The sequence below is a fragment of the Variovorax sp. CCNWLW225 genome (assembly GCF_037204045.1).
Lineage (GTDB): Bacteria > Pseudomonadota > Gammaproteobacteria > Burkholderiales > Burkholderiaceae_C > Variovorax.
The window spans coordinates 72,620-84,551 of record NZ_JBBCBV010000019.1 but is presented as its reverse complement, the minus strand read 5'-3'; the positions used below and the strand labels follow the sequence as shown (position 1 = coordinate 84,551).

The 11,932-nt window shown below is 65.8% G+C and carries 9 protein-coding genes; 3 read left to right on the top strand and 6 right to left on the bottom strand.

Going from position 1 to position 11,932, the window contains the following annotated elements; genetic code table 11:
• Nucleotides 1-120: 120 nt before the first annotated feature.
• The 3 genes from V9L20_RS23200 to V9L20_RS23190 are packed head-to-tail and all read right to left on the bottom strand — an operon-like array spanning nucleotide 121 to nucleotide 2,768.
• Complete coding sequence (locus V9L20_RS23200; RefSeq protein WP_337298411.1) at nucleotides 121-915, bottom strand: ABC transporter ATP-binding protein; 795 nt, start codon at nucleotides 913-915, stop codon at nucleotides 121-123.
• 2 nt (nucleotides 916-917) lie between these two features.
• Nucleotides 918-1,766, bottom strand: a complete 849-nt coding sequence (locus V9L20_RS23195) for an ABC transporter permease (RefSeq protein ID WP_337298410.1) — start codon at nucleotides 1,764-1,766, stop codon at nucleotides 918-920.
• 33 nt (nucleotides 1,767-1,799) lie between these two features.
• Entirely contained in the window at nucleotides 1,800-2,768 is a 969-nt protein-coding gene (locus V9L20_RS23190; protein ID WP_258503303.1) for an ABC transporter substrate-binding protein, read from the bottom strand.
• 290 nt (nucleotides 2,769-3,058) lie between these two features.
• Here V9L20_RS23190 and recQ point away from each other — a divergent pair, with 290 nt between their 5' ends.
• The gene (gene recQ / locus V9L20_RS23185) at nucleotides 3,059-4,954 is read left to right on the top strand and encodes a DNA helicase RecQ (RefSeq protein ID WP_258503302.1); all 1,896 of its coding nucleotides are present in this window, start codon (nucleotides 3,059-3,061) and stop codon (nucleotides 4,952-4,954) included.
• A 24-nt stretch (nucleotides 4,955-4,978) separates the two neighbouring features.
• Here the strand turns inward: recQ and V9L20_RS23180 are convergent, their stop codons facing one another.
• The 3 genes from V9L20_RS23180 to V9L20_RS23170 form a co-directional block, all read right to left on the bottom strand.
• Entirely contained in the window at nucleotides 4,979-6,169 is a 1,191-nt protein-coding gene (locus V9L20_RS23180; RefSeq protein ID WP_337298409.1) for a nucleoside hydrolase, read from the bottom strand.
• Between the two features lie 141 nt (nucleotides 6,170-6,310).
• Entirely contained in the window at nucleotides 6,311-7,909 is a 1,599-nt protein-coding gene (locus V9L20_RS23175; RefSeq protein WP_337298408.1) for a S41 family peptidase, read from the bottom strand.
• Nucleotides 7,910-7,998: 89 nt separating this feature from the next.
• Nucleotides 7,999-10,323 (bottom strand): ATP-binding protein, encoded by a 2,325-nt coding sequence (locus tag V9L20_RS23170; protein ID WP_337298407.1) that lies wholly within the window; start codon nucleotides 10,321-10,323, stop codon nucleotides 7,999-8,001.
• A 116-nt stretch (nucleotides 10,324-10,439) separates the two neighbouring features.
• Between V9L20_RS23170 and V9L20_RS23165 the strand changes: the two genes are divergently transcribed.
• Both V9L20_RS23165 and V9L20_RS23160 read left to right on the top strand, forming a co-directional pair.
• Nucleotides 10,440-11,663 carry a threonine ammonia-lyase gene (locus V9L20_RS23165; protein WP_337298406.1) on the top strand — a complete coding sequence of 408 codons (1,224 nt, stop codon included), beginning with the start codon at nucleotides 10,440-10,442 and terminating at the stop codon, nucleotides 11,661-11,663.
• Between the two features lie 89 nt (nucleotides 11,664-11,752).
• On the top strand, nucleotides 11,753-11,905 hold the full coding sequence (locus tag V9L20_RS23160) for a hypothetical protein (protein WP_185868078.1): 153 nt from the start codon (nucleotides 11,753-11,755) through the stop codon (nucleotides 11,903-11,905).
• The last annotated feature ends 27 nt before the right edge of the window (nucleotides 11,906-11,932 follow it).

Below are 11,932 nucleotides of genomic sequence, written 5' to 3'. Positions count from 1 at the left end.
CGCAGCGAAATAAAGGAGGAGGCCGCAGGCCGGGGGACATTCGCGGAGAAAGGTACCCCGTCGGCGGGTGCGCGCCCCGAACGATCCTCAGCACGACGAACAAGAGCGCACCGCTTCATCCTAGTGCTCCGCAGCCGCCATCGACTCCGCGCGAATCTCTTCCGTCAACCGGGCCTTGATTTCCATGAACTCGGGCGAAGTCTTGATCGTGTAGTGGCGCGGATGCGGAAAGTCGACCGCGATCTCCGTCTTGATTCGGCCCGGCCGCGCGCTGAACACCGCCACGCGGTTGGCCATGAAGATCGCTTCGTCGATGTCGTGCGTGACGAACAGCACCGTCTTCTGCGCCGACTCCCAGATGCCCAGCAACAGCTCCTGCATCAGCACGCGCGTCTGGTTGTCGAGCGCGCCGAAGGGTTCGTCGAGCAGCAGCATCTTGGGGTCGTTGGCGAGTGCGCGCGCAATGGCCGTGCGCTGCTGCATGCCGCCCGAGAGCTGCTTGGGAAAGTGGTTCTCGAACCCACGCAGGCCCACCTTGGCGATGAAGAACTCGCTGCGTTCCTTTTGATCGGCCTCGCTCATGCCGCGCTCGCGCAGGCCGAAGCGGATGTTCTGCGCCACCGTGAGCCACGGAAAGAGCGTGTAGCTCTGGAACACCACGCCGCGGTCGGCGCCGGGGCCTTCGATGCGCTCGCCGTCGAGCAGCACCTGGCCAGTGGTCGGAAAGTCGAGCCCCGCCACGATGCGCAGCAGCGTCGACTTGCCGCAGCCCGAGGGGCCGAGGATGGTGACGAAGTCGTTCTCCTTCACCTCGAAATCGATCGGCAGCAGCGCCTGCGTGCTCTGGCCCTTGGTGCCCGTGAAGACGCGCGACACGCCCTGGATGGAGAGTTGGTTGCTGTTGTTGTTCGTCATCATCACAGTGCTGCCCAGGCGAACATGCGGCGGTTGAGCGCCTTGAATGCGAAGTCGGACACCAGCCCGATGACGCCGATCACGATGATCCCGAAGATGATCTGCCCGGTGTTCAGCAACGCCTGGCTGTCGGTGATCATGTGGCCGATGCCGGACGAAGAGCCGATGAGTTCGGCCACGATCACGTAGGTCCAGGCCCAGCCCAGCACCAGGCGCAGGGTTTCGGCAATGCCGGGCGCGGCACCAGGAATGAGCACCCGCGCGACGATGCCGCGGCTCTTGGCGCCCAGCGTGTAGGCGGCCTCGACCAGGTCGCGCCGCGCACCGCCGACGGTGACCGCGACCATCAGCGTGATCTGGAACACCGAGCCGATGAAAATGACCAGCAGCTTCTGCGCCTCGCCAATGCCCGCCCACAGGATCAAGAGCGGAATGAAGGCCGAGGCCGGCAGGTAGCGGCAGAACGAGACAAAAGGCTCGAAGAAGGCCTCGACACCCTTCCACGTGCCCATGGCAACGCCCAGCGGCACCGCGACGATGGTCGCCAGCACAAAGCCGCCGAACACGCGCCACACCGTCATGCCGATGTCGTGGATGAAGTTGTATTCGGTGAAGAGCAGCACGCCCTCCTTCACCATGGTGACGGGGCTCGCCAGAAACGTCGGCGACACGAAGCCGCCGAGCGTGAAGAAGGCCCACACCGCCACGAACAGCACGAAGAAGCCGAGCCCCAGCAGCCAGCGTGCGCGCGCGCCCACGGGTTCGAGCGGCGCCAGCGAGCGCCTGCGGCGGGGTGCCGCCGGCGCCGCCGCCAGTCGGGCGGGAACCGCCACCGGCTCGGATGAATTCATGACAGGCGTCGCTTCCATGCTGCTGGCTCGCTCTTACTTGATGAAGCTGGTGTCGAAGGTGGCGGCCAGGTCGTCGGGCGCCTTGCGGATGACGCCGGACTCCAGCAGGATGGCCTGTGCGTCCTTCATGAAGGGCGTGATCTCGCTCGCAAAGAACTTCTGGTTGGCGGCCTTGTCCGACCAGCGCAGGTAGGCCGACGACTTGGCGAACTGCTCGCCGGTCTGCTTGACGGCCGCGCCCATGATCTCGTTCGACTTGGCCGGATCGGCCTTGATCATGTCGATGGCTTCGAAGTACGAATTGGTGAGCGCCTGAGCGGCCTTGGCGTTGGCCTTGAGCCACGTGGGCGCGCAGCCGACGGTGTCCATCACCATCGGGTAGTCGAGCGTGGTGGCCAGGATCTTGCCGGCGGCGGGATTGGCGCGCACGGTGGAGAGGTAGGGCTCGTAGGTCATGGCGGCATCGTTCTGGCCGGCCACGAAGGCCTGCGCCGCGGGCTGCGGCTCGAGCGAGACGAGCTTCACGTCCTTCATCGTCATGCCGTTCTTGTTGAGCATCCAGGCCAGGCCGAAGTACGGCGCGGTGCCGGGCGCGCTCACGCCGATGGCCTTGCCCTTGAGGTCGGCAAAGCCCTTGACGTCGTTACGAACGGCAAGGCCGTCGGCACCGTAGGACTTGTCCATCTGGAAGATCTGCACGATGGGCACGCCGTTGGCGTTCCACGCCACGTGGGTTTCGACCGTGGTGGCCGCGCACTGGATGGAGCCCGAGGCCAGCGCCAGGTGGCGGTCTTTCTGCGGGATCATCTTGAGTTCGACGTCCAGCCCGTTCTTCTTGAAGATGCCGGCCTTGTCGGCCAGCGTGAGCGGTGCAAAGCCGGTCCAGCCCGACATGCCGAGCACGATCTTGGTTTCCTGCGCGGCGGCCGTTCCGGCCATGCCCGCTGCACATGCGCCTGCTGCCAGCAGGGAAGCGACTTTCACAATTACCGTCTTGACCATGGGTACTCCTGGTTCTGTTCTCTGAAAAGGCTCGGCGATGCGCCCCTGATAGCGGGATACGCGCGCCTCGCATTGTTGCCAAGCGCCCCAACTTGTATATACAGGATAACCCGGGAGAGCCGTTTCGGTGCATTTCTTCAGGAAAATGCACCAGATTGCTGTCTATACAGGAGAGCGGCGGGACAGGTTTTGCGATTGCAAACCTCGTGCCACAGTCATGTCGATGCCGCTGGGGGACAATCCGGGGTCGCTCCCTTTTTCCCGGTTCCCGCCCTTCGCCCCCTGCCCTCGTGTCCTCGCTCGCTCCCCTCCCCCTCGACGCTCCCGGCAGCAGCAGCGCACCCGCCGACATCCTTCACGAAGTCTTCGGCTACTCGCAGTTCCGTGGGCCGCAGCAGGACATCGTGGAGCACGTGGTGGGCGGCGGAGATGCGCTGGTGCTGATGCCCACGGGCGGCGGCAAGTCGCTCTGCTACCAGATACCGGCCATTGCGCGGCAGCGCGCGGGGCGCGGGGTCTCGGTGGTGGTGTCGCCGCTGATCGCGCTGATGCACGACCAGGTCGGCGCGCTGCACGAGGCCGGCGTGAATGCGGCCTTTCTCAATTCGACGCTCGACTGGGAGCAGACGCAGGACGTGGAGCGCCGCATGCTGCGCGGCGAGATCACGCTGCTGTATGCGGCGCCCGAGCGCGTGAACACGCCGCGCTTTCTCTCGCAGCTCGACTCGCTGAAGGAGCGCGGCAAGCTCTCGCTGTTCGCGATCGACGAGGCGCATTGCGTGAGCCAGTGGGGCCACGACTTCCGGCCCGAATACCGCGCGCTCACGGTGCTGCACGAGCGCTACCCGGGCGTGCCGCGCATTGCACTCACGGCCACGGCCGATGCGCTCACGCGCGCCGACATCGTCGAGCGGCTGCAGCTGGAGGAAGCGCGGCAGTTCGTCTCCAGCTTCGACCGGCCGAACATCCGCTACACCATCGTCGAGAAGAAAGACGCGACCACGCAGCTGCTGCGCTTCATCGAGCGCGAGCACGAAGGCGATGCGGGCGTGGTCTATTGCCAGTCGCGCAAGCGCGTGGAAGACGTGGCCGTGACGCTGCAGGGCGCGGGCATCAACGCGCTGCCCTATCACGCCGGACTGGACGCCGCGGTGCGCCAGAAGCACCAGGATCGGTTCCTGCGCGAGGAAGGCATCGTGATGGTGGCAACCATCGCCTTCGGCATGGGCATCGACAAGCCCGACGTGCGCTTTGTCGGCCACTTGGACATGCCCAAGAACATCGAGGGCTACTACCAGGAAACCGGCCGCGCGGGCCGCGACGGCGCGCCGGCCGATGCCTGGATGGCTTATGGCCTGCAGGACGTGGTGAACCAGCGCCGCATGATCGACGAGAGCCCCGCCGGCGAAGAGTTCAAGCAGGTGATGCGCGGCAAGCTCGATGCGCTGCTGTCGCTGGCCGAGGCAAGCGACTGCCGTCGCGTGCGGCTCCTGGGCTACTTCGGTGAAAAGAGCACACCCTGCGGCAACTGCGACAACTGCCTGAACCCGCCGCAGGTGTGGGACGGCACCGATGCGGCGCGCAAGCTGCTCTCGACCATCTACCGCGTGCAGCAACTGAGCGGCATCAGCTTTGGCGCGGGCCACATCATGGACATTCTGCGCGGCAAGGAGACCGAGAAGGTCAAGCAGTTCGGGCATGAGCGCATCAGCACCTTCGGGCTGGGCGCGGAGTTCAGCGAAGTGCAGTTGCGCGGCGTGCTGCGGCAGCTCATCGCCACGGGCGCGCTGGCCGTCGATGCAGAGGCGTTCAACACGCTGAAGCTCACCGAAGGATCGCGGCCGGTGCTCAAGGGCGAAGCGAACGTGACGCTGCGCGAGTCGATCTCGTCGCCCGCCGAGCGCAAGCCGCGCCGCGAGAAGGTGGCCAAGGGCGCGCCGTCACCGGCGGCCGCCAAGCTCGACGACACCGGCAAGAAGCGCTTCGAGGCGCTCAAGGCCTGGCGCGCGGAAGTGGCACGCGAGCACAACCTGCCGGCCTACGTGATCTTTCACGACGCCACGCTGGCGGCCATTGCCGAACGCGCACCCGCCACGCTCGAAGACCTGCAGGGCATCAGCGGCATCGGCACCAAGAAGCTCGAAGCCTACGGCAGCGAGGTGCTGCGCGTCGCCTCGGCTTTCTAGGCTCGTCCGCCTGGCGCGTATCGGTCAGCTGGCCGGCGGCAGTGTGATCGGCACCGGCCGCGTGAGCAGGTCGACGTAGAGCTCGAAGAAGCGCGCGTTGTCGAACTTCTTCACCACGGTCATCTTCTGCAGCGTGGGCCCCGCGGGCTGCGCGCTGTAGCCGATGGAGCGGCCGTTTTGTGCGGCGCCGGGCTGGGCGACCACGTCGACATAGCGCTCCACCGTCTGCGTGGCGTAGCTCGGGTCGACGAGGTAGGCGAGCGTGAGCGTGTCCCAGATGTTCTGCGTGTAGCTGGGGTTGTTCTCGAAGCCGTTGGTGCCGCTGAAGCCGTAGCCGTTGAGCTGCCTGAACACCTCGGTCACGGGCGTCGGCTTGGCGGTGTGCGCAATGCGGTCGTAGATGGGCTTGGTGAGAAACACGGTGTCGGTCACGTCGAGCGGCACCACCACCTGCGGAATCGGCAGGCGCACCACGAACTGCGCGGCCTCGGGGTCGAACCACCAGTTGAACTCGGCAAACTTGGTGGTGTTGCCCGCCACGTCGATGGCGCCGCCCATGTAGATGATCTTCTTGATGAGCGGCACGATCTCGGGGTTCTGCTTGACCGCGAGCGCAATGTTGGTGAGCGGGCCAATGGCAAGGATGGTGATCTCGTTGGGGTTGGCCTTCACCGTGTCGACGATGAAGTCGACCGCGCTCTTGCGCTGCAGCACGGTGTGGGTCGCGAATCCGTCGGGCGAGGGCTTCAGGTCGGCATCGGTCTTGGGCTCGGGGCCGCTCCATGCGCCCAGGTAGCCATCGCCTCCCGCACCAGCGGCCATTTCGGCCTCGATGGTCGCGTAGTCGTGGTTGAACGCGTAGTTCGCGCCGGCATAAACGCCGATGCGGTCGCCCACGCCAAGGCGCTCCACCGACATCAGCGCATCGGCCACGCCCTGCTTGAGCCACTGGTTGCCCGAGACCACGCTGATGCCCATGACCTGCACCTTGCCCGAGGCCTGCAGCTGGGCGGCCATGACGCCGAGCTGGCCGTCGTCGCTCATGGTGTTGTAGTCGCTGTCGATGATGATCTTCTGCGCGGGCGGCGGGGCGGCGCCGTACCCCGGGGCGAGCCCGATGCCGCCGTTGCCATCACCGCCGCCGCCGCAGGCCGACAGCACCGTGGCAAGCAGGGCCGCGGCCATCCATTTGCGTCGCTGAATCCGAATCTTCATCCCGGCTCCTTTGAGTTGGTATTGCCATGTAGAACTAAATGCCAAACGATTGCGCAAACGTTTGCTTGAACTCTAATAGGCGAGCCGAAGGAGCGGTAAAGGGGATGGTTTCAAGCAGTAACCGTGATGGTGCGAGACCGCTCAGCCCGGGGCTGGCGCGGCATCGAGCAGGCGGATTTCGCGCAGCGGCGTGCGCTGAAGCAGGTAGGGCTGCTCGGCGGCGGCTTCGGACTTCTCGAGCCCCGGCAGGGTCTTGGTCGAAGCCGATGCGGGGCACACGCCGCCGTTGCGCATCGCCAGCGCGGCGGCCAGCCGAGCCTCGGCCGGATCGCCGAGCGCATGGTCGAAATCGTCGGCCACGGTGCAGCTGGGGGCGAAGCCGTCGCCATAGTCGCCGAAGTTCTTGGCGTTGACGCCCTGGAACTGGATGGCGAAGTAGCTCGTGCCGCAGTTGTCTTGCGGAGAAAAGCCGTAGGGCTTGCCGCAAGTGGCCCCGCCGACGAGGTTGACCTGGACGTCGACGCCGCGCAGGCTGTTGATGACCGACTCGCTCGCCGAGCAGGTGTCGGGGCCGACGAGCACCGTGACCTGCGAAAGGCCGAGCCTCGGAAGCTCGGCGCCCGAGCGGCTCCTGGCGTGGAAAGGAATGACGGTTTGTGCCGGGGTCAGGTGAAAAGGGTTCTTGTCGTTGAAGACAAGGCGCTCGAAGGTCTTGCCCGAGGTTGCGGCCGGCGAAGACACCATGGTGGCCAGCCGGCTCGCGATGTTGAGCTGGCCGCCGCCGTTGTAGCGCATGTCGAGCACCAGGTCCTGGATGCCGCTGCCGGCCTTCAGCTGGTTGACCGCATCGATGAGCTGCGCTTCGGAGGTTGTGATGTGGTCGTTGAAGAGCAGGTAGCCCACGCGGCCGCTGCCGGTGTCGATGGTCTTCACGTTCTGCACCGGCGTGCGCGTGATGCTCGCGGCCGACAGCGTCACGGTGCGCGTGGTGCTGCCTTCCTGCAGCTTGAAGGTGTGCGATTCGCCGATGGTGGTGGGTGAGATGCCGCGGTTGATGACGGTGGTGTTGGTGCCTTCAATGACGTCGACGCCATCGACTTCGAGCACCTTTGCGCCGCGTGCAATGCCGGCTGATGCGGCGGGCGAGCCAGGTTCAGTGAAGGCAATGCGCAGATCGCGCGGCCGCGAGTTGCGCACGAACGCGAACTCCATGCCGTAGCCCGGCGCCACGCCGGCCTCTGAAAGCTGCCGGTACCGCTCGGTGTCGTACACGTAGTGAAAGCGGTCTTTCGCGCGGCCCGATGCGGTGAGGGCCGGGCTCTTGAGCACGCTGAAGTAGGCGACCGGCGTGGCGTAGTCGGCGGCCTTGAGGGTGGTCGGCACTTCACCGTACCAGAGATAGGTTTCGTCGATCCAGCCGCGCACCCAGCGCTTTTCATCGGTGAGCGTGCCGACCTTGTCGGGGTAGGCGGTGCCGGTCTCGGGGTTGGTGCCCGTGCGCGGCGCGGCGCACAGGCCGGCCACGATGGACGAGGCCACGATGGTGTCGTCATTGCCGCCGTTGGCCGGGGGCGTGGTGGTAGGCGGCAGGAAGATCGGCAGCCCGCCACCGCCCCCTCCTCCGCCACCGCCACCACCGCAAGCGGCCAGAACGAAGGCGGCAAAGGCCAGCGCAAATGCGGCTTGCGCGCGGGCGGTGGCGCGCGGCTTCTCCCGCGCGTTCGCTTCGAGTGAATTCATCGAGCCCCTCCTCGTGTCCGCTGCCGCGGACGGTATTCTTGTTTGCCGCTTTTCAGTCGCGATGTTCTACGGCGGTGTTCTGCAACGGTCTACTGCACAAAACCGATGCCGCGCGATTCGCGCACTTCGGGCTTGATGCGGTGCTCGGCCTCGAGCTGGTCGAGGAATTCGGCGGCCGAAAAATCGACCGCCAGAATATCCGTCTGCCGCTTCACGGCCGCAAAATCGCCCGGGCACAACTGCCTCATTTGCGCCAGGCGCGACTTGATTTCTCCGGTGAGCATTGCCGCATCGCCGGCCAGTGCCTCGGTAATGAACATGCGCTCGCGCTGCACCGCGGTGAGCGGCATGAACTTGATCTTGAACGTGAAGCGCCTGAGGGCCGCCTGGTCGAGCCGGTCGAGCAGGTTGGTGGTGCAGATGAAGACGCCGTTGAAGCGCTCCATGCCCTGCAGCATCTCGTTGACTTCGGTCACTTCATAGGTGCGCTGCGCTCCGCGCCGGTCCTGCAGGAAGCTGTCGGCCTCGTCGAGCAGCAGCACGGCTTTTTCGGCTTCCGCCTCCCTGAACATGGCGGCCATGTTCTGCTCGGTTTCGCCGACGTACTTGCTCATGAGATCGCTGGCCTGCTTGATGATGAGCGGGCGGCCGATGGCCTTGGCAATGTGCTCGGCCAGCGCAGTCTTGCCGGTGCCGGGCGCGCCGTAGAAGCACAGCGTGCCGTGCCCGCGCGCCTTGATGGCCGCCACGATGCGCGGAATCTCGAAACGGGTTTCGACATTGAGCATGTCGAGGTCGTAGGTGGTCACGCTGCGCCGCTCGCCCAGGCCGGTGTCGAGCGTGCCAAGCGCGAGGTCGGCATTCTTGAGTTGCCGCTCGATCAGCGCTTCCATCGATGCGCCCTCGGTTTGCGCGAGCCCCGCAAAGCGCACCGCGGTGCGGATCTGCGCGGGCGTGAGGCCCTTGCGTTCGGCGAGCTTGGCGGTAAAGGCCTCCGACACCACGATGCCTTCGAGCGTCTTCTTGATGAGCTGCTCGCGCGCGCCGGGTGGCGGCGACTTGAGTTCGAGGTGATACGCAAAGCGGCGGCGGAACGCCGGGTCGATCTGCTCGATGCGGTTGGTCACCCACAGCGTGGGCACCGGGTTGGCTTCGAGGATCTGGTTGACCCAGGCCTTGCCGCTCACGCTGCCGCTGGTGGGCGCCGGAATCTGCTCGGCACGTGCCATGAACTGCGCGGCTTCGGTGCTGATGGGCGGAAACACGTCTTCCACCTCATCGAATAGCAGCGCGGCCTGCGCGCTGCCCTTGAGGAACACCTGCGCAATCTGCAGCGAACGGTACCGGTCACGGCCGCTCAGCGAATTGCCGTCGCGGTCGGCGTATTCGACCTCGAACAGTTCGAGCCCCGCCGCCTGCGCCACCACCTTGGCGAGTTCGGTCTTGCCGGTGCCGGGCGGCCCGTAGAGCAGCACGTTGACGCCGGGCTCCTTGCGCGCCACCGCGGCGCGCAGCAGCGTGACGAGCATCTGCGCGTCTTCTTGTACAAAAGAAAAATCGTGCGTGGTGAGCGTGCTCTTGGCGGAGGGCCGCGTGAACACGGCCATGAGTTCGTTGTGGTCGCGGTACTCGCGCATCAGCACCGGCGGCAGCTTTTCGCTGACCTTCATGAGGTCGGCCAGGTCGGTGATGTTGTGCTCGGAGATCAGGTTCTCGACGAGCCCGATGCGCTCCAGCCGCGAGCCCGCGCGCAATGCCTCGCCCACCTCGCTTGCGTTGACGCCCGCAATGTCGGCAATGGCCGCATACGCTTCGGGCGCATTGTTGACCTTGAACTCGACCAGCAGCGAACGCAGGTCGCGCTGGTAGCGCGCAAGCGTGCCGTAGAGCAGCAGCGCGCGCTCGGCCTTGTTGAGCTGCAAGAGGCCCGCGAGCGCATCGATGTTCTTTTCGACCAGCGTCGATTGCTTGCGCAACGCGTGCGTGAGCCAGTCGCGCGTGACGGCCAGCACCGAGAGCAAGTCCTTGGGATGGTCCTTGGCGTACTCGTCCAGGTAGAAGAAGAGCGTGCCTTCTTCATAGGGGCCGCGCCACACGCCGTGCCGCTCGAGCAAGGTACGGCCGTCGAAATCTTCCACGCCTTTCCAGGCCTCGTTGCCCGCGCAGCGGCGGCCGAGAAATTCGCGCAGCCGCTGCAGCACCGCAACGGGCCACACCAGGTGGCGGCCGGTGAGCGACAGCAGGCCGTTGATGTCGCGGCGCACGTTGAAGCGCGGCCCCTGCTTGGCGGCGAGCGTGAGCACGAAGTGCGAGCACATGAGCTCGAGCACCGGCGCGCCCTTGAGCCCGGGCGACGGCAATGCCTGCCCGCGTACCGCAGCAGCCACGACATCGACACCCGCACGCTTGACCATCGGACAACCTCCAGACGAGGAACTTCTTGGAGCGACCATAACGCAGACTTTTAGCTTGGGGAAGACGCCGGAACGGTAAAAACCCTGATGGTGCGATTCCAGCCACAATGCCCGCCATGGTCGGAATCGAAGAAATCCGGCGCGCCGCGGCGCGTCTGCAGGGTCAGGTGCTCAATACGCCCTGCGTCGAGTCGCGCACGCTCTCGGAGATCGTGGGCGCGCAGGTCTTCCTGAAGTTCGAGAACCTGCAGTTCACATCCTCGTTCAAGGAACGCGGGGCGTGCAACAAGCTGGTCGATCTTTCGGAGAACGGACCCGCTGGCGACGGCAAGGAAACCGCGCGCGGCGTCATTGCCATGTCGGCCGGCAACCATGCCCAGGGTGTGGCCTATCACGCGCAGCGGCTCGGCCTGCGCGCGCTCATCGTGATGCCGCGCTTCACGCCCGGCGTCAAGATAGAGCGCACGCGCGGCTTTGGCGCCGAAGTGGTGCTGCACGGCGACACGCTGGACGCGGCGCGCGCGCATGCACTGGAACTGGCCGAACGCGAAGGGCTGACCTTCGTACATCCGTACGACGACGAGGCCATCATCGCGGGCCAGGGAACGGTGGCGCTCGAAATGCTCGACGTGGTGCCCGATCTCGACGCGCTGGTGGTGTCGGTCGGCGGCGGCGGGCTGATTGCCGGCATGGCCGTTGCGGCGCGCGACCGGCGGCCCGGCATCGAGATCGTCGGCGTGCAGACCACGCGCTTTCCGGGCATGGTGAATGCCGTCAAGGGCACGCAGCACCTGCAGGGCAAGAGCACCATCGCCGAAGGCATTGCAGTCGGCACGCCCGGCGTGCTCACGCGCGAAATCATTGCCAAACATGTGGACGACCTGCTGCTGGTCGACGAAGGCGACATCGAGCAAGGCGTGCTGATGCTGCTCGAAATCGAGAAAACGCTGGTCGAAGGGGCCGGCGCGGCGGGCCTTGCGGCGCTGATCCGGCATCCGGAGCGCTTCAGGGGCAAGCGCGTGGGGCTGGTGCTTTCGGGCGGAAACATCGATCCGCTGCTGCTTGCCGCCATCATCGAACGCGGCATGGTGCGGGCCGGGCGGTTGGCGCGCGTGCGGGTGAGCGCCCGCGATGTGCCGGGCTCATTGGCCCAGATCACGGCCACTGTGGCGGAAGCGGGCGCTAACGTCGATGAGGTTCATCATCAACGAGCCTTTACCATGCTGGCAGCGCAGAATGTCGATATCGAACTGGTGCTGCAGACCCGCGGACGGGCGCACCTGGCCAGCGTGCTGGGCGCGCTGCACGACGCGGGCTTCGAGGCCGAAGAGCAGCACTGAAGGGGCCCTGGCAAGCCCCTAGACCGCCGGGCCGGGGCCCATCGGTAAAATGCCCGCAGTTTTGTATTTGTGTATTCGAGGTACTTTCAATGTCCAACCCTACGCCCGTCGAGCCGCACCACGCGGCCGCCGTTGAAAAAGACGCCGTCGAATCGGTCGTGCACCTGATGCCGATCGTCCTGCCATTGGCCGGCGGCGTGCTGATGCTTTTGCTTGCATCCATCGCTGTCTATTTGGCCTGACAGGCATTAGCGTCTTCGTCCGCGGGC